The sequence below is a fragment of the Allobranchiibius huperziae genome (assembly GCF_013410455.1).
Classification (GTDB): domain Bacteria; phylum Actinomycetota; class Actinomycetes; order Actinomycetales; family Dermatophilaceae; genus Allobranchiibius; species Allobranchiibius huperziae.
Genome location: NZ_JACCFW010000001.1, coordinates 1,740,094 through 1,757,492, shown reverse-complemented (window position 1 = coordinate 1,757,492; position 17,399 = coordinate 1,740,094). Strand labels below are relative to the sequence as shown.

General features: G+C 68.4%; 20 protein-coding genes. 13 read left to right on the top strand and 7 right to left on the bottom strand.

Features of this window, described 5'->3' with window-relative positions; translation table 11 throughout:
• The first annotated feature begins 60 nt into the window (after nt 1-60).
• Nucleotides 61-801 carry a dienelactone hydrolase family protein gene (locus HNR15_RS08355; RefSeq protein ID WP_179480766.1) on the top strand — a complete coding sequence of 247 codons (741 nt, stop codon included), beginning with the start codon at nt 61-63 and terminating at the stop codon, nt 799-801.
• 129 nt (nt 802-930) lie between these two features.
• Here the strand turns inward: HNR15_RS08355 and HNR15_RS08350 are convergent, their stop codons facing one another.
• Complete coding sequence (locus tag HNR15_RS08350) at nt 931-1,248, bottom strand: hypothetical protein (RefSeq protein ID WP_179480764.1); 318 nt, start codon at nt 1,246-1,248, stop codon at nt 931-933.
• Here HNR15_RS08350 and HNR15_RS08345 point away from each other — a divergent pair.
• The 3 genes from HNR15_RS08345 (at nt 1,223) to HNR15_RS08335 (ending at nt 4,207) form a co-directional block, all read left to right on the top strand.
• Nucleotides 1,223-1,687 carry a hypothetical protein gene (locus HNR15_RS08345; protein WP_179480762.1) on the top strand — a complete coding sequence of 155 codons (465 nt, stop codon included), beginning with the start codon at nt 1,223-1,225 and terminating at the stop codon, nt 1,685-1,687. The two genes, HNR15_RS08350 and HNR15_RS08345, sit on opposite strands and share 26 nt — an antisense overlap.
• Nucleotides 1,688-1,787: 100 nt before the next feature.
• Complete coding sequence (locus tag HNR15_RS08340) at nt 1,788-2,669, top strand: GNAT family N-acetyltransferase (RefSeq protein ID WP_343048472.1); 882 nt, start codon at nt 1,788-1,790, stop codon at nt 2,667-2,669.
• Nucleotides 2,670-3,007: 338 nt separating this feature from the next.
• Nucleotides 3,008-4,207, top strand: a complete 1,200-nt coding sequence (locus HNR15_RS08335; RefSeq protein WP_218883613.1) for an MFS transporter — start codon at nt 3,008-3,010, stop codon at nt 4,205-4,207.
• A 20-nt stretch (nt 4,208-4,227) separates the two neighbouring features.
• On the opposite strand, the gene HNR15_RS08330 is transcribed toward HNR15_RS08335, so the two are convergent.
• A complete protein-coding gene (locus HNR15_RS08330) occupies nt 4,228-4,794 on the bottom strand; it encodes a GNAT family N-acetyltransferase (protein ID WP_179480758.1) in 567 nt (188 codons plus the stop codon).
• A gap of 32 nt (nt 4,795-4,826) precedes the next feature.
• The gene (locus HNR15_RS08325) at nt 4,827-5,105 is read right to left on the bottom strand and encodes a hypothetical protein (RefSeq protein ID WP_179480756.1); all 279 of its coding nucleotides are present in this window, start codon (nt 5,103-5,105) and stop codon (nt 4,827-4,829) included.
• A gap of 112 nt (nt 5,106-5,217) precedes the next feature.
• On the opposite strand from HNR15_RS08325, the gene HNR15_RS08320 reads away from it, so the two are divergent.
• From HNR15_RS08320 to mraY, 5 genes are all read left to right on the top strand, one after another.
• The gene (locus tag HNR15_RS08320; RefSeq protein WP_179480754.1) at nt 5,218-6,039 is read left to right on the top strand and encodes a DinB family protein; all 822 of its coding nucleotides are present in this window, start codon (nt 5,218-5,220) and stop codon (nt 6,037-6,039) included.
• Nucleotides 6,040-6,176: 137 nt separating this feature from the next.
• A complete protein-coding gene (locus HNR15_RS08315; RefSeq protein WP_179480752.1) occupies nt 6,177-6,767 on the top strand; it encodes a hypothetical protein in 591 nt (196 codons plus the stop codon).
• Nucleotides 6,768-6,999: 232 nt separating this feature from the next.
• Nucleotides 7,000-7,764, top strand: coding sequence for a YcnI family copper-binding membrane protein (locus HNR15_RS08310; RefSeq protein ID WP_179480749.1), 765 nt, complete (start codon nt 7,000-7,002; stop codon nt 7,762-7,764).
• Complete coding sequence (locus HNR15_RS08305) at nt 7,761-8,390, top strand: copper resistance CopC family protein (RefSeq protein WP_343048471.1); 630 nt, start codon at nt 7,761-7,763, stop codon at nt 8,388-8,390. Before HNR15_RS08310 ends, HNR15_RS08305 begins: the two co-directional genes overlap by 4 nt.
• Nucleotides 8,391-8,692: 302 nt before the next feature.
• Complete coding sequence (gene mraY / locus HNR15_RS08300; protein WP_179480745.1) at nt 8,693-9,796, top strand: phospho-N-acetylmuramoyl-pentapeptide-transferase; 1,104 nt, start codon at nt 8,693-8,695, stop codon at nt 9,794-9,796.
• A 20-nt stretch (nt 9,797-9,816) separates the two neighbouring features.
• On the opposite strand, the gene HNR15_RS08295 is transcribed toward mraY, so the two are convergent.
• Entirely contained in the window at nt 9,817-10,617 is an 801-nt protein-coding gene (locus tag HNR15_RS08295) for a methyltransferase domain-containing protein (protein ID WP_179480743.1), read from the bottom strand.
• A 31-nt stretch (nt 10,618-10,648) separates the two neighbouring features.
• Between HNR15_RS08295 and HNR15_RS08290 the strand changes: the two genes are divergently transcribed.
• Nucleotides 10,649-11,284: a hypothetical protein gene (locus HNR15_RS08290; RefSeq protein ID WP_179480741.1), complete on the top strand. Its 636-nt coding sequence runs from the start codon at nt 10,649-10,651 to the stop codon at nt 11,282-11,284.
• A 64-nt stretch (nt 11,285-11,348) separates the two neighbouring features.
• Here the strand turns inward: HNR15_RS08290 and HNR15_RS08285 are convergent, their stop codons facing one another.
• The gene (locus HNR15_RS08285) at nt 11,349-11,798 is read right to left on the bottom strand and encodes a YunG family protein (protein WP_218883612.1); all 450 of its coding nucleotides are present in this window, start codon (nt 11,796-11,798) and stop codon (nt 11,349-11,351) included.
• Between the two features lie 81 nt (nt 11,799-11,879).
• Here HNR15_RS08285 and HNR15_RS08280 point away from each other — a divergent pair, with 81 nt between their 5' ends.
• Nucleotides 11,880-12,284 carry a VOC family protein gene (locus tag HNR15_RS08280; protein ID WP_179480739.1) on the top strand — a complete coding sequence of 135 codons (405 nt, stop codon included), beginning with the start codon at nt 11,880-11,882 and terminating at the stop codon, nt 12,282-12,284.
• A 64-nt stretch (nt 12,285-12,348) separates the two neighbouring features.
• Here the strand turns inward: HNR15_RS08280 and HNR15_RS08275 are convergent, their stop codons facing one another.
• Nucleotides 12,349-13,587 carry an MFS transporter gene (locus HNR15_RS08275; protein ID WP_179480737.1) on the bottom strand — a complete coding sequence of 413 codons (1,239 nt, stop codon included), beginning with the start codon at nt 13,585-13,587 and terminating at the stop codon, nt 12,349-12,351.
• A 407-nt stretch (nt 13,588-13,994) separates the two neighbouring features.
• On the opposite strand from HNR15_RS08275, the gene HNR15_RS08270 reads away from it, so the two are divergent.
• Nucleotides 13,995-14,591: a TMEM165/GDT1 family protein gene (locus tag HNR15_RS08270; RefSeq protein WP_179480735.1), complete on the top strand. Its 597-nt coding sequence runs from the start codon at nt 13,995-13,997 to the stop codon at nt 14,589-14,591.
• 356 nt (nt 14,592-14,947) lie between these two features.
• A complete protein-coding gene (locus HNR15_RS08265) occupies nt 14,948-15,454 on the top strand; it encodes a hypothetical protein (protein WP_179480733.1) in 507 nt (168 codons plus the stop codon).
• A 623-nt stretch (nt 15,455-16,077) separates the two neighbouring features.
• Here the strand turns inward: HNR15_RS08265 and HNR15_RS08260 are convergent.
• Entirely contained in the window at nt 16,078-17,319 is a 1,242-nt protein-coding gene (locus HNR15_RS08260; protein ID WP_179480731.1) for a phosphotransferase, read from the bottom strand.
• Nucleotides 17,320-17,399 lie beyond the last annotated feature (80 nt).

Here is a 17,399-nt window from a genome sequence, read left to right as displayed (position 1 = left end):
TCGAGCCATGGTGACACCCGCCATCGAGATGGTCAGGCTGCCTATGTAACGTCCGACCCCATGATGATCGAAGTGCAGGCAGCGTCCGGTCCGGCCGAGGCATGGGTGTCCACGCCGGACGGGGGCGGCACCCACCCCGGCGTGCTCTTCTACATGGACGCCATCGGCCTGAGGCCGCGGTTGCACGAGATGGCCGACCGGATCGCCTCATGGGGATACGTCGTCCTGGTGCCGAACGTCTTCTACCGCGACGGTACGGCCGCGCAGACGTCACCCGCCGGGGAGCTCGACTCCGATGAGGCCCGCACCGCGTTCTTCGAGAAGGCGATGCCTCGCGTGCACGGGCTCACTCCCGACCAGTCGCGCCCGGACACCGACGCGTGGCTCGAAGCACTGACATCCCGGGACGACGTGAGCACCCCGGTGGGCGTCGTCGGTTACTGCATGGGCGCACGTCTCGCCGTCCGCGCCGCCGGCGACCACCCCGACCTGGTCGCCGCGTGCGCGGGATTCCACGGCGGGGGACTGGTGACCGAGGACGCGGACAGCCCGCACGCCAGCCTGTCGACGGCGCGCGCGGAGTTCGTCTTCGGGCACGCCGACAACGACCGTTCGATGACGCCGGAGAACGTGCGCACTCTCGGCGAGGCGCTGGACGATGCACACCTCACCGCGAGCAACGAGGTCTACACCGGCGCGCCGCACGGCTACTCGATGTCCGACACGGCGGCCTACGACCACGAGGCCACGGAGCGGTCGTTCAGCGAACTGCGCGCCGTGCTGGACCGCACCCTGCGCTGAGGCGCTCCGAGCCTTCGGTGCGACACGCCGAGGTGTCCTCGACACCGGCTGCTCGCGGCGGATGGCGTCCGCGGAAGAGCCGCAGGAGGCCGTGCGTACGTTGTCGGGGCCAATCCGGCAGGCTGGCCTCTACGAACCACCGGCGACCACCGCGACTGCTGCCCGGCCCAGGCGGCAGCGCGGCGGTCCGCCCACGTGCACGTCATCGCGTCTCGCCCGTCGAAGGATGATCATGAAGCTCCGCAGCACGGCGATCGTCGTCCTGGCCGCCGCACCCCTCGTGCTCACCGGGTGCGGAAGCTCCTCCACGAGCGGCACGTCGCCCACCACTACCTCCGCTTCGTCGACCTCGAAATCGACGACCCCGTCCACGCCCTCGACGAGTTCGTCGTCGTCCAGTTCGGCAGGTTCGATGGCGGGCATGTCGATGGCGCCGGGCCAGACCATGGGGGCGACGCCGCCGAAGAAGGCGCTGATGGTGTGCGGTGGCGACGTCCCGACCAACATCAGGGATTCGCTCAAGCTGAGTGCGACCCCCAAGGGCACCAGCAAGTGGGCGGACAACCTCTTCACCTGCACCTATGCCCTGGCCGACGGCAATCTGGTCCTGCGGGTCAAGCAGTCCACGAACGACACGACGGCCAGCGCCTATTTCGACTCCCGCAAGGCCGCCGCGGCGAAGGCGTCCACTCTGAGCGGTCTCGCGTCGCTAGGTCTCCCCGCGTACGAGACGGCCGGCGGGACTGCGTCGTTCGTGCGGGACAACCTCACGCTCGAGGTCGACGCGACCGCCATGAAGCCGGTGGTCGGGGTCGAGAAGACGACCCGCAAGGACTTCGCCTACACGGTGGCCTCGTTCGTGCTGGCCTGCTGGCGCGAGCACTGACCCGCCGTGTAGTCCCGGCGGTCGGCTGACTGGAGGTCGCGGCCGGCCGCCCCCCATGTGGGCCGCCCTCGAAAACAAGGTGCGTTCGCGGGGTGGCCTCGTGTGTGATCAGAGCATGATGGTCACGATGCACACCCCGGATGTCGACGATCTCGGCGACGCCGTTCGCGCCCTGAGGGAATGGCAGTACGACGCGAAGACCGTGCCGCTGCATCCGGGCGACCTCGGCTGGCGCTGGACCACCGGCGCCGAAGCGACGGCCGCAGCCGTGCGGACCTGGAGCCGTGACGGCCGCATCCTCGCCGTCGGCCTGCTGGACGGACCTGGTGTCCTACGACTCACGATCGCGCCCGCGGCTCAGGACGACGATGAGTTGGCCCAGCAGATGACCGCCGACATCACACGAGTGGATCGCGGTGTCCTGCCTGAAGGCGAGGTGGCCGTCGAAGCGCGAGACGCAGCGGTGCTGGGCGGGCTCCTCAGCGATGCGGGGTGGGCGCCCGGCGAACAGTGGACCCCGCTCGCCCGTGATCTCGCCGAACCGGTGGGTGACCCGGGGGTGCGGATCGAGCTCGTCGGACCGGATCGCGTCGCTGCGCACACGGCCGTGCACCGCTCGGCGTTCGACAGCGCCCGATTCACCGACGAGCGTTGGCACGCGATGGCGGAGGGTCTGCCGTACGCCGACGCCCGGTCGCTCCTGGCGTACGACGAGCATGGCGATGCGGTGGCCGCGGTGACGGTGTGGTCCGCAGGTCGCGGCAGGCCGGGTCTGCTGGAGCCGATGGGGGTCCACCCGGACCATCGCGGCCACGGTTACGGGAGGGCGATCTGCGTCGCCGCGGCAGCCGCCCTTCGGGACATGGGCTCGTCGAGCGCGACGGTCTGCACCCGGGCCGCCAACGGCGGCGGGGTGGCGACGTACGAGTCGGCAGGTTATCGGCGCCTGCCCGACGTGCCCGACCTCGTCCGTTCGGCCTGACCCGGAGCCAGCCCGGCCCCACGTCGGACGGGGGCCGTCAGCGGGCCGCCTTCCCACCGCACGTTCCCGGAGGCGACGACCAGGTCGCGCGCATCCCGGCCGCATGGAGCTCCTGCGCGCGGCGACCACCGACGACGTTGCGAGCAGCGTCGCGACCGGTTCTACGAGCGCGAAGGTTTCACGGTAACGCGGATCGATGCTGGTGCATCGGGTGATCCGAACGCGGCGGACGTGTAGCTGTCGCTGCACATCGGCGACTGAGCGTCGCTGTGCCCGAGGGCACATAGGGTGCCGGTATGTCGGCGGCGCCCGCACCGCGTCAAGGCACGCTCCCGCGAATGTTCTGGCGCTTGTGGCTGGGGGAGTCCGTCTCGTCGTTCGGCACCTACGTCACGCTGCTGGGTCTGCAGGTGCTGGTCCTGCGGACGCTGCACGGCGGCGCTCAGGACGTCGGATGGCTCAACTCGATCCGCTGGGCGCCGTACCTCATCCTCGGGTTGTACGCCGGTGCGCTGGTCGATCGTCGACGCCGGCAGCCGCTCATGGTGGGCACCGACCTCGCTTGCGGGGTGCTGATCGGCTTCATCCCCTTGACCTGGGCGCTCGGGATGCTGTCGCTGCCCGTTCTGCTGGTGATCGTCGCCCTCTACAGCTCGGCGGCCCTCTTCAACGACGCCGCCTCGATGGCGTTCCTGCCGCGACTGATCGCACGCCAGGACCTGCAGCGCGCGCACGCGCGTCTCGACGGCTCCGATGCGGTGGCGCAGACCGCAGGCCCGGCGATCGCGGGTGTCCTGATCAATGTGTTCGGTGCCCCGCTCGCCATCCTCGTCGATGCGGCCAGCTACCTGTACTCGGCCGCGATGATGGCCTCCCTGCGCAGTGCGGAGCCGGCGCCCGAGGTCGTGTCCCGGGCGAGGCTGCACACCGAGATCCGCGAGGGTGTGCGATGGATCTACCGGGGTGCACCGTTGCGCTGGCTGGCGATCGGGACCCACGGCTGGTTCGCGGCGAACGCGATCCTCGGGGTTGCCGTGCCGACGTTCGCGCTGCGGACCCTGCACCTGTCGGTCCTGCAGTTCGGGATCGCCGCCGCTCTCGCAGGTGCGGGCGCGGTGCTCGGTGCGACGATCAGCACCGCCGTGGGTCATCGGCTCGGCACCGGGGGCGCGGTCATCGCCGCCCACACGCTGACGACGTTCGGCGTCGTCGTAATGGCGATTGCGGGTGTCGGGAACGAGGCGTGGGCCGCGACGTTCGTGCTCGGAGCCGGCCAGGCGTGCCACGGCCTCGCGATGGGGTTGAGCAACTCCCACGAGACGAGCTACCGACAGGCCCTGACGGCCGACCATCTGCAGGCTCGCACCAACACCACGATGCGCGCGATGAACCGGGCCGTCATCGTCGTGGCCGCCCCGGTGGCAGGCGTACTCGTGACCGGTGCGGGGACACGAGTGTCGCTTCTCGTCGCGGCCGTCATCTTCGGCGCTGTAGCAGTCGGGCTGTATGTGTCACCGTTTCGCGCCGCGCGCATCTGAGAACACCAGGGTGAGGGGACTCAGATCGACGAGGCGATCCGATCCGAGCCCGATCCGGGATGCGTGGCGGTGAACAGCTCGCAGGTCATGTTGTAGTAGCGGTCGGTCGCGCCTTCGTGAGTCATGCCGATGCGCCTGGCGACGGCCTGGGACGCGGTGTTGGCCTCGAACGTCACCGCGACGACCCGGGCGAGCCCGGAGTCGAAGGCATGCTGCAGCGCGCGAGCGCCCCCTTCGGAGGCGTACCCGTGACCCCATGCGTCCGGGTGCAGATGCCAGCCGATCTCGACATCGCCGGAGTCGGGCAGTGGGTCGTCGTCACCGGACGCAGGGATCGGCTTGAGCATCAGGGTGCCGAGCAAGTGGCCCTCCTCGCGGTGCTGCACGGCCCAGATCCCGTACGTCGGGTGGTCCCCGCCGGTCCATCGCTCGATCGCGGCCTCGGCGTCGCGGCGATCGGTCATGACCTTCGGGGCGCGGCCGATGAATCGCTGCACCTCCCACCGCGAGTACATGTCGAAGACGAAGTCGACATCGTCGGCTGACCAGGACCGCAACAGGAGCCGGCTGCTCTCGAAGGACTGCATTCGAGCAGTGTCACACCTCGGCGCTCATCGGCTTATGAAGATGACGGTCCTGGTGGTGCGAGATACGTGTCGACACCGTGGATCTCGTTGCTCAGCACCAAGCCCGCGGCGCCGTCCAGGGCATCGATCCGCACGACGACTCCGGTCTGCACGTCCAGCTCCACCCGGTACGTCGTGGAGAGGTGGTCCGCGCTGGTGCTCGGGTGCTCTGGTCCGTACTCGACCAATCGGCTCGCCGGGCTGTCCAGCAACGGGCAGCATCCGCACCGGGGTTCGTACCCGCTGACCCAGTCCTCGCCCGCCCCGATCATGGGCACACAGCTCGCCGACCACGTCTCGCGCCCGGAACGGGTCGACGCGGCCACTGGCTCTCATCGAGGCGTCACCGTGGCAGCCCCACGCGATCGCGCGGATACTCGGCGGATGACCTCTTCGCAGGACGACATCGTGGAGTTGGCTGACCACGTGTGGGCCCGTTTCGGGGCGCGCATGTCGGGTCTCAGCGACGAGGAGTGGGCGTGGTGTCCGGCGCCGGAGACGCGGATCAGCATCCGGTGGAGGTTAGGCCACGTCACCGACATGTTGGCCCAGGAACGCAATTGGACATGGCTCGGAGTGAGGGCACCCGTCGAAGGTCCACGCCCCGACCCGGTCGGCGCCTCCGACGCGATGGCCGCAGCCGAGGAGGCGTACACCCGCTGGCGCGCCCTCGTCGTACGTGACGACATCGATCTGTCCACAGCCATCGGAGCCCCGGCGGGGGAGTACGGGACAGCGACTCGTCGCTCCTACGTGCTGCACGTGATCGAGGAGTTGACCCATCACTGCGCCGAGTCTGCATTATTACGAGACCTGTATGAATGTCACGAGGCCAGCTCGCCCGACACCCGGCACAGCCGAACGTCGAGCGGTGTCGCCACCGCCCGGCAAGCCGATCCGACCGCCGCGACGACCACCGAGTTCGCTGTGCTGATCGGCCCGGGACCGGCGTGGGACGACGCTCTCGACATCAGGCAGCAATCGGTCTGGGAGACCCATGCGAAGTACATGGACGGTCTGGTCGCGGACGGGGTGATCGTGCTCGGTGGGCCGCTCGGGGAGGGCGAACACATCCTGCACTTCGTCGAGGCGGATGACGAGGCGTCCGTACGCCGCCACTTCAGCGGCGACCCCTGGCAGCAGAATGGTCTGCTGCGCATCGAGTGGGTCCGGCAGTGGCACCTGTGGCTCGACGGACGCATCTAGAGCCGACCGAAGACGTGGCTGCGACTACCTCACCGGGTTCCCGCGAATTGCGGGAATCCGGCGAGGTGGTCGCGATGCCGGCCTGACGACCGGCACCGCGGCGATCGGGTGCACCCTCGCTGCCTACACTGCGGAAGGTGAGCTCTCCGACGCGCGGTTGGCTACGGTCGGCTCGCGCCGCCGTGGTGGCCGTGACGGCTTTGGGTCTGGCCGTCGGGGCCCACAGAGTCGGAGGGGGCACCCTTCCCGGCGCTGCCCGATGTGGGTGGCTCGCCCTGATCACGTTCGCTGTCTGCTGGGCGTGCACGTCCCGCCGACTCGGCCGGGCCGCGATCGCCGGTCTGCTCGGCGGGCTGCAACTGGCACTGCACGTGGGGCTGATGATTGTGGGGCCGCCCATGGCAGGACCCGCGTCGGCGCCGATGTCGATGTCGATGAACGGCCACGCCGCAGCCGGTCCGGGCCCCGATCTGCTCCACATCGGCGGGTGGATGTTGCTGGCGCACGTGGTCGCAACCGCCCTGACGGCAGTCGTTCTCGCTCGCGGTGAACAGGCCGTGTGGTTCGTTGCCCGCCTGGTGCGAGCGTTCCTTCCCGTCGCGGCCGTCAGGATGGCACCCGCCGTACGCATGAGTCACGTGCGAGCGAGCAGGGTCCTCGCTGCCACCCATGCCGGTCACGTGCTCGGCGGCATCGGCCGCCGAGGCCCTCCGCTGGCGGTCGTCTAGTCCGCTGCCGCGTCACGCCGTGAGCTGCGGATCCTTGCCGACCCGGCGACGGCGACGTCGCGGGTAGGTCGGGGCGCCGTCCGGCGTCGAACCCGAGTGCCATCTCGCTCGTGCGACGTGCCGTCCGTGCTGCCCTACGTGGCACGAGGTGCGATCCCGCGTGTCTGCACAGACCTCTCGCTGCCGTGCGGCGTCCTGCCGCCTGCCGCCACCCCTCATACGAAGGAACACCATGCATCAGCAGCACATCCCCTCCACCGTCCGTCGTACGACCGCGCGCACTGCCGCCGCCGGCGCTGCGACGCTTCTGGCGGTGCTGGCACCGGCCGCCGCGGCGCAGGCGCACGTACGCGTCACGCCCACCACCGCAGCGCCCGGGTCGTACGCCACCTTGACCTTCAAGGTGCCCACCGAATCGGCGACCGCCTCCACGGATCGACTGGTGCTCACCCTTCCGACGGACCACCCGTTTGGTTCGGTGTCCTACCAGCCGGTGCCGGGGTGGTCGGTGCAGGTCACCACCAGCAAGCTCGCAACGCCGATCAAGACCGACGACGCGACGATCACCGAGGCGCCGACCCGCATCACCTGGACGGCCTCGACATCCGCAGCCCGGATCGCGCCGGGGCAGTTCCAGACGTTCGCGATCTCGGTGGGGCCGGTGCCCGATGTGGGCAGTCTCAAGCTCTCCGCCCAGCAGACCTACACCGACGGATCGGTCGTGAACTGGGATGAGTCGACGCCGTCCTCGGGCGCCGAGCCCGAGCATCCCGCACCGATGCTCTACATCAAGAGCGCGCCGCCCGGCGGCTCCGCGGCGTCGGCGACCGGCGCGGCGGATCCGGCTGCAACGGTCGCAGCCGCACCCCGGCAAGCAACGACCGCTTCAGGGGATTCGTCCGGCCAGTGGTTGGGGGTTGCCGGTATCGGAGTCGGCGCTGTCGCGTTGGTCGTCGCGGCGTACGCGCTCACCAGGATCCGATCGGCCAAGGCGTGAGTCACCGCGGTGGCAAGGGCCGCCGGACGGCCGTCGCGCGGTGCGCGGCGGTCGTGCTCACCGTGTTGCTGCTCGGGGGAGTGGTGCCCGTGGCGTCCGCTCACGACTACCTGGTCTCCAGCACGCCCGGCGCCAACAGCACGGTGCGCTCCCAGCCCGGCTCGATCGCCCTGACGTTCGACGATGTCGTGCTCAACTCGCCGGTCATCCGCAACCGGGTGCGGGTGACCGGCCCCGGTGGCCGGTTCTACGAGACCGGTTGCCCCGCCGTCCTCGGACGAGTGGTGACTGTCCCGGCCCAGCTCGGCGAGGGCGGCCGGTACGACGTGGAGTGGCGCATCGTGTCCGCGGACGGGCATCCGGTCACCAGCAGCATCAGCTTCACCTATCAACCCCGAGCCGGCACTCGCGCGGCCTCAGGGACGACCGGCACGACGTGTGCGACGTCGACGACGCAGGCCGCCTCGGCGACGAAAGCCACCACTGCGAACGGGTCGAGCCGCGCTCCGCTCCTCGTCGGCGGCGGCATCGTGGTCGTGACCGTGCTGGCCCTGGTGCTCCTGTTCGTTCGCCGTCGGCCGAGGGCCGCCGAAGCAGTGGAGGAGGAGGGTGACTCTTCGGACTGACTCGATCTGCGCCGTTTCGGCGAGCGGGACCCGCGGACTCGTCGGGTCCCCAGTTCCGCTGAGCTGGGGACCCGACGAATCCGCGGTCGGTCGAGCCGGCCTGCAGGCGGGCGCCGAGGCACGCCGGTGCCAATGCCGCTTCAGACGCTGTCGACGCCGTAACCTCCAAGCCAGTCATGGGTCAGGCTGCGATTCTCGAGGCCGGTCACCGTCGAACAGGGTGGGGTTGTCAAGACGATGGACCGGCGCACGCGTAGGCCCCGACTCGTTGCAGCGCACGTCATTGCGGCAGTGCTGCCGCAATGAAGCTGATCCTGATCGGCGCCCTCGTCGCGCTCACCATCGGGCTGGTCGGCACCCGGTACTTCATCTCACTGGCCAAGCGCAACGGCTGGGGACAGTTCGTCCGTGACGACGGCCCGACCAGTCACCACACCAAGCGCGGCACGCCCCAGATGGGCGGCATCGTGATCATCACCGGCTCGGTGGTCGGCTACGCGCTGGCCCATCTGTTCACGTGGTCAGCGCCCACGGTGTCCGGGATGCTCGTGCTCTTCCTGATGGTCGGCATCGGGTTCGTCGGCTTCCTGGACGACTGGACCAAGATCACCCGCGAACGATCGCTCGGCCTACGGTCGAGCCAGAAGCTCATCGGGCAGACCGTCGTAGCCGTCATCTTCGCGATCCTGGCCACCAAGTTCCCCCGCGGCGGCATCACCCCGGCCAGCTATCGCATCTCGTTCGTGCGGGACACCTGGTTCGACTTCGCGTTCCACGGCACCGTCATCGGGATCATCCTGTTCGTGCTCTGGGCCAATCTGATGATCGCCGGCACCAGCAACGGCGTGAACCTCACCGACGGTCTGGACGGCCAGGCGTCTGGGGCGTGCGCGATGGTGTTCGGCGCGTACGTGCTGATCAGCGTGTGGCAGTTCAACCAGAACTGCCAGTTCGTGAGCTCGTCCCAGTGCTACGACGTGCGCGACCCGCTCGACCTGGCTGTGGTCGCCGCCAGCGTGATGGGCGCCTGCTTCGGCTTCCTGTGGTGGAACGCGTCGCCGGCGCAGATCTTCATGGGCGACACCGGCTCCCTCGGCCTGGGTGCGGCACTGGCGGGCCTGGCGATCATGACCCGCACCGAGCTGCTCGTGCCCATCCTGGGCGGCCTCTTCGTCCTCGAGACGCTTTCAGTGATGCTGCAGGTGGGCTACTTCAAGTACACCAAGGGCAGCAACGGCGGAGTCGGCAAAAGACTGTTCAGAATCACTCCGATCCACCACCACTTCGAGATGCTCGGGTGGGAGCAGGTCACCGTCACCATCCGGTTCTGGATCATCTGCGGGCTGTGCGTCGCGGCAGGTCTGGGACTGTTCTACGCCGAGTGGGTCGTGGTCGGCGGCAAGTGAGAACGCCGTCCCAGGTGCGTTCAGCCGCGCCCCGCGGCGCGGGTGGAGAGGGACAGCGTCGATCCGCGAAGTCGGACGGTCGCGCCCAGCACAGGTCGGAGAGCGGTGAAGAGCCGTCGGCGGTCGTCCGGGCCGGCCACGGCGTACGAGGAAGTAGTGGAAAGGAGGCTCAGATAGTCGTGGACGGGGAGTGCGCGGTCCCATCGATACGTCGCAGCGACGGCGGTGGTGAGGGCCGGGTCCGCGGCGATCTGCTCCTCATCGGAGCTGCCGTGGACCGGGTTGGCGCCCTCGATATCGGGGACGAGGCCGGAGTCATCCTCTGAATACACCCGGCGTACGGCGTCCAGATCATGATGTGTCGGGTCGAGATGCCACGCATTCCAGAACAGGAAGGCGATGCCGTCCTCACCGAGCAGGGTGGCCAGCTTGGACCATCGGGTGCGCGGATCGGTCCAGTGGAACGACTGCCCCGCGACGACGACTCCGAAGGGGGCCTCAGCGACGTCGATGTCCTCGAACGTGCCGCGCCGGATCGTGACCGCGTCCAGCAGATGCTCCGCGGTCAGTCGATCCCGCAGGACTCGCAACATGTCCTGCGACGGCTCGATCACCTCCAGGCGAACTCCGCGTCGTGCCAGCGGCAGGGTGGCCCGTCCGGTGCCTGCTCCGACCTCCAGAACACCGCGTCCTATAAGCGGACCCGCCGATGCAAGCAGGTCATCGAAGAGCGCCTCGGGGTATTCAGGCCGAAATCGCTCGTAGGCGCCAGCGCCGGACTCGAAGGACTTCGCCCGCCGGATCATCGCGTCGTCGGCCACACGCCGATTCTGCATCGATCCAGAATGTTACGTGCGGCAGGAAGCTGTCGGGTGCTGCTTCACACCAACCCGTGACCACGTGTGTGACTCTGCTGCGGTGAGACTCGATATCGACTTCATGCTGCGTGGAGCGATGGGCCGTGTCCGCGTCGAACTGGAGGCCGCCGCGGACGCAGCCAGCTCGGGTCGAGGTGCACTCGACCCCCATCTGTCACCTGAGGACGGCGCGGGACTGCCCATGTGCACGGCATCCATCGACTACGCGGGAGTCGGGTACGCCGCCGCGATGGGGTGGGTGCAATTCGTCCGGTCGAGCGACTCGCAGCGGCCCGAGACCTTCGAGCTGGACCCCTTGGCGCTGTTCGACGGGGTCAATACTCCGTACGCGTTCTTCGGGATGGCACCGACACTTTTCGACGCGCCACACCGTGGTCTTGATGCGGACCTGACCTGGCAGGCTCGCTCGTACCTCGCTGTCAGCCCGGACGGAGTTGTGACGCGAGCCGCCGCTCCGATTGTCGCGTTCAGCTGGGGATTTCGCGTACATCGAGGCCACGTCGCGATCGACGCCCCTACCCGCTTCGAAACGGCGAAGTGGGAAGAACATCTCGAGGTACTCGAAACGGCTCACCCCGGCTGGGACTTTCGATCGCCCCCGCGCCCGTGAGGTGCGAGCGGAAGGAGGGTGTGAGCACCGAGCCATATGGCGGCAGGCCATGTCGTCGCACCGGCTAACGTGCTTGCCTGGCTTCCAGGGTCTCGTCTCTCGCGCGCTCAAGGTGATCGAGGACCCTGCAGCGCAGCAGCTCATACCGGTCACGATGCCGATGCGGTGCGTCTGGCGGGCGGATCACGGGGTGCGCGTTGGTGATGACCTCGTCCGGGCGGAACTGACCGCCGGTGAAGTCGACAGTGGTGCCGTCCGGAAGCACGTTCCAATAGTGATGACCCACCTTGGTGCCCGCCACGTGGACCTCGGCCAAAGTGATCTCGCCACCCAGAACGTCGTGCGCGACGAGCGCGGTCATCCCACACTGGTCGCGAGCCGGATTGGAGTCGCTCCACTCGTGCTCAGACTCCGGGTAGCAGGTATCGGAGCCCCACGACGACAGGAACGCCGTCCGCAGGTCGGCAAGTGTGGGCGAGGGCTCGGGACTGTTGTCATGCGCCGCGGTTGCCATGCGCTGAAAGTAGGGCGAACCTCTGACATCAGCTGCCGGTCTGTCCCCATGCTCCGGTCCGAACCGCTGCACAATCGACCGATGGAGATCCAACTCGCCATGGTCGTGCTCGAGGTGCGGGACCTCGACAACTCGATCGCGTTCTACCGAGCACTGGGGCTCGACGTGCCGGACCCGCTCGAAGGCCGACCGGTGACGGTGCACCGGATGGGGAGCGGGGTCAGTCTGCTGCTCACGACGGGTTTCGCGGGACAGTACGACCCGTCGTTCGTGCGCCCCGGCGGCGGCTACCAGCAGCTGCTGGAGTTCTACGTGGGGGAGGATTCGGAGGTGGAGAGGATGTGGTCGACGCTGACCGGGGCCGGGTATCACGGCCGGATGTCGCCCACCAAGACCTCCGGTCCCTTCGCGGCGATGGTCGACGACCCTGACGGCAACGTCATCCTGCTGACATCTGACGAGGCAGCACAGCCAGTCTCTGGCTGAGTCGCTGGCTTCGCAGTCTCTCTGTGCCCGAGTTGGTTCGCGCCGTTCTTCGCCAGGCGGCGGATCACGATGCCGGAAGCTCGCGCATCGTCCGCAGCGGTGAGAACAGCAGCCAGAGTCCGGAGCAACATCCGCCGACCACCGCGATCCAGAGGGTCTTGCGGACTCCGACACTCGATGCCAGCAGACCGCCGAGCACGCCGCCGGCCGGGAGGGTGCCCCAGGTGACCCAGCGGACGGCGGCGTTGACCTGACCGAGCATCCCGCCCGGCGCCACCCCCTGGCGGTAGGTGAGCAGATTGACCGAGGTGATGGTCGCCGACATCGCCCACGAGGCCGACCCGATGCCGAACAAGACGGCTCGGGGCCCGTGACCGGTGAGCGGGATCAGCAGGCCAGGGAGGCTGAACGCGGTCATCATCAACCAGGTGGCTCGACCGGAACCGAGCAGCCGATTCACCCGCCTCACCAGCACCGCGCCGACGACACCACCGGCAGCACCGGCCGCGAGTAATGCGCCGACCACCCCGGCGGAGAACCGCAGCTCGCGCAGCAGGAAGAGCACTCCCATGGTCTCTACCATGACGACGAAGATGTTTGCGCACCCGGACCACAACATGCCCGCGCGCAGGATTCGGTCACGCCACACGAACGTCATGCCAGCCACCACGCTGCGACCCCTCACGCCCGCAGTCGACTGCTCGATTCGGTTGTCGCCGTGATCTTTTCGAATCAGGCCCAGCGTGATGAGGGAGACCACGAAGGACAAGGAGTCCACCAGGAACGCTCCGGCGGGGCCGACGGCACCGACGAGTACGCCGCCGGACGGCGGGCCGAGCACCTGCGCCATCGATTGGGTGCCCGTCAATCGACTGTTGGCGCCCGTCAACCGCTTCGCGTCGACGATCTGTGGCACGAAGGTCGGGTAGGCCACCTCGAACAAGACCGCGCTGCAGCCGGCAACCGCCGTCAGGATCACGAAGGTGCTGAACGTGAGGTGCCTGCTCGCGAGGAGCAGTGCAGTCGTTCCCGCCAACCCCGTCCGTGCCAGGTTGGCCCACCACATCGTTCTGCGCGCACCGACACGGTCGACGACGATCCCGGCGGGCAGAGTGATGAGCAGAAACGCCAGAGTCTGCACGGCACTGAGGATTCCGATCTGTAGCGCCGACGCGTGCAGCACGATCACCGCCACGAACGGGGCAGCCACGATGACGACTTCGGAGCCGACCATGCTCAGCCCCTGACCCGCCCAGAGCAACCAGAAGTCCCGATCGCGGTGGGCATCCACCGTCACCAGCATTCGATTTCCTCTCGTCGTAACTCTTCGGCAACGCCCCTTGAGGTAGCCACACAAGCCTCGGACTCGAAGGTGAGCCGTCCGGAGAACACAACGCCCCCCGACCCACGATCGATCCACGTCCGACCCCACCGTGCGCGCATGAATGCCGCGCGACCTGGCATATGGCGGTGCTGCGTGTGGTCGAATTTGTCGGCGTCTGACGTGGCCGGTAGGTTGACCGGCGAACGGGAGTAGTCCCTCGACTGGATGTCGACATACTGGCCGCCTCGCGCGGCCCGGTGTCCAGGGTCGGCGATGCCGGCTGGACGAGACGTTCGGACCACCATCAGCCCTTCGGCTGTCGGTCCGACGTCTCCTGTCACGCGCCGGAGGGTCGGGTCGCGGCCTTGACCCACAAGGAACCCTCAGTGCTCAGCGCATCCATCATTGCCATCGTCTTCGGCCTCGTCTTCGTGGCCGAGCTACCCGACAAGACTGCCGTCGCAGGTCTGGTCCTCGGTACGCGCTTCCCCTGGCTATGGGTCTTCGCCGGCATGGCCGCGGCGTTCCTCACGCACGTCGTCATCGCCGTCGCTGCCGGCTCGCTGCTGACCCTCCTGCCACGCCGTCCCGTCGAATTCGTGGTGGCCGCCCTCTTCCTGCTGGGCGCGGTCCTGGTCTGGCGCGAGGGCCAGGACACCGAGGAGGAGGAAGAGGAGCAGGTCGCCGAGGCGCCCGACGCGGCGGGGTTCTGGCGCGTGGCCGCGCTCGGTTACGGAGTCATCTTCGTGGCCGAGTGGGGCGATCTGACGCAGATCCTGACCGCGAACCTCGCCGCCAAGTACCACGACCCGATCTCGGTCGCCATCGGCGCCACCCTCGGCCTGTGGGCGGTCGGACTGTTGGCGATCCTCGGCGGCAAGAGCCTGCTGGCCGTCCTGCCGCTGAAGTGGATCACCCGGGTCGCCGCGATCGTGATGGTCGCGCTTGCCGGTTACAGCCTCATCACCGCCATCAACGGCTAGGCGCGATCGAGCGTCTGTGGTGGTCGACGTCGACTCCGGGCGCTCGGTCGACTCTCGTTCCGAGCGTTCCATTCGTGCGCAAGGGGCTACTGCTCTCGGCGGTGACGACGGTTCATTCAACGCGTTCGAGCTGGTCCGACCGTGCGTGATTACCGCGCGTCGTCGTCCCCGCCGTCGATAACGTGCGCCAGTATCGGCAATGGAATAGCGCCGATGCGCGTCCATCGATGGTTCGGAGCGTGATTCGATGGCGCGATTCAACGGGGGAGAGCGACGACCAGATGAGGAACAGCGTGGCGTGCCGTGACACGCGACCGACCGGGACGTCTGCTCGCCCGTTCCGCAGAGGACTTCTCATGGCAGTGGGAATGGTCGCGGTCGCGGGTTGTGGAGTCATCCCGGGCAGCGGAGCGTCTGCGCGTATACATGGGAACCCCGACCCCGGCGGGCAGCGTCTGGCGGCGTTGCAGGCCGTCGCGCGGCGCACGGTGCCCGCGACAGCACAGGGTGTCCACGCCACGGTGCACGGGTTCCGCTGGGACCCGCAAACCTGTGACGGCGCTGCGCCGGGCTGGTCCAATGCCGACGTGGACCTGACCTTTCACGCGCCCAGCACCACACCTTTCGACGTCGATGCGCTCATGCAGCGTCTGGGGTGGAAGAAGAACACGTCCGACGAACCGTCGTCCGACACAGCACCCGCGGAGGGACCCTCCGGGCCCGGTTTCCGTTCGTACGAGCCCAGCGGTGCGGACACGTACGGGGAGATCGCCCAGCTGACTCCACCCGATACCTATGGCGACGGTGTCTGGGACCTCGACATCAACGCATCGCCGGCCGAGGTGCCCTCACACGACTGTTGACGAGTCGCCACGACTGACGCAGCGACAGGTCCGCGCGTCACGGCAGGACCAGATCCATCTGCGTCGCTTCGGTGACGCCGCTGGCAGAGTCTGAGCGTGCGGGAACCGACGACCAGGGTGGTCGCGGCCGTCCACCACGTCACCGGGAAGAGTTCCGGTGCCCAGCCGCAACGCCGAGGACGCGGCCGTCCAGGTCGGCAGCCGGCTCCACGTGATCGCGGCCAGAGCGACCGACCCTCAACTGCGAGCGCCTGCGAAGCCTGCATCGGGTAGTGCGAGACGCCGTTGGTGATGTCCTCGACCGCGGTGATGTTCTGGATCAGTGCGGCGCCATAGACCGACGCGGCCGGTAGTCACCAGCGCGAATACGGACAGCGCCATGTCCGGGCGGCTCGACAGTGCCATCCGCCCTCGACCGATCCAGACCAACAACGCAACCGTGAGCACGAGGCCGAGCCCGTTCCAGAGCTGCGGCCACAGCCAAGATTCCGGCAACGACCCGTGCGGCGTCTCGTCGTCTACCCGACACCATCGTTCGAGTTTCACAGGTTCAGGACCCGGTCGACAGTGCTGTGTGCACTGAGCTGCGCTAGCTGTGACCGCCACACGTGGCTACCGGCAGTTCATCGCGCCGGGAGGTTGTCCACCAAGGCACCAAGAGCCCTCGCCGTGGCGCCGCCGTCGGGATCTTGTCGCTCATCGGGTTCCATCGAGGCCTGGATCCGCTCATAGGTGACGGCTTGGAAGGCGAGGTCGGCCACGCCCGCGAGCGCAAGGGCTCGCTTCAGCTGCGACTCCGTGCATCTCTCGCGCCACGGCTCGAGGTATGCCTGGACCCAGGGGGCACCCCAGTCGAGTTCGGCACGTGCGGTGCGGGGGCGATCGGCACACAGGTGCGCCAGGTCGAGCACCGGGTGGCCGAGGCACGCATCGGACCAATCGAAGATCACCGCGCCGCTCGAAGCGACGACGACGTTGGCGGGATACAGGTCGCCGTGCACCAGGGCGTCGTCCGGCAGCCCGCAGTCGGCCAACTCATCGAGCAGAGCGAGGGCGCGCTGCACACCCGTTTCCAGTTCTCGATGACGCCGACCGTCCAGATGTCCCGCGGTGAGACCGTTCTGAAGCATGGAGACGAGTTCTCGACTGGTGCTCGACAATCTGCGATCGGGCGCGCCGCTCGCACGGAGCTCATTCATGCGTCCCGCGACGGCCTCCTGCATCTGGGCCATCGCGGTGCACGTCGCCAGCCTTTCCTGTTCGACGGTCATCGCCGTCATGGCAGGCGGAAGAGCGTGCATCAGCAGGCAAGCCCGCGCTTCGTCGATGGCGAGCACACCGGGCACCACCGCTGGGGCAGCGTCTGCCAGCCACGCGGTGGTGACCGGTTCGTGGGCGAACAGCGGGGAGCAGGCCTTGAGGTAGCGGATGCCGTTGCTCGTGGGGATCCGCTCCACCTGCGAGAGCCCCCACGATTTCAGGATGGTGGACCTGCCCGTCCGGTGCTCGCCACGCTGCGCCAGCACCTCATCCACCCACGCTGCGGTCTGCTCCGCCCAGCCCGCGCGGCACCAGGCGGCACGCTCGAGGGGGACCGGTCCACCTCGTTCCTCGTCGAGCGCTGTCGATACCAGCGGCCTCAGCTCGTCCGAAATGCTCGAGCTGGGAGTGGTCACCTTGCCCCGCACCCGGTGTACGACCTGGCCGGGCCCTCGCAGCGGCGGGCCGGCAGGCGTGACTTCTCGTTCGGGGCCCAGGACCGCGACCAGCTCTGCGAAAGAGGTGACGTCCTGCGGAGGGTGCGGAAGGGGCACCAACTCGATGGATCCGGCTGGATCCACGACGAGCAGATGCTGGGTGTCCACGCCCAGCACCGTCCCACACCGCGGGCACCCGTCGGCTTTCGCTCCGTGCGAGAACTCCCGTTCGTGCGGTGTCCGATTGT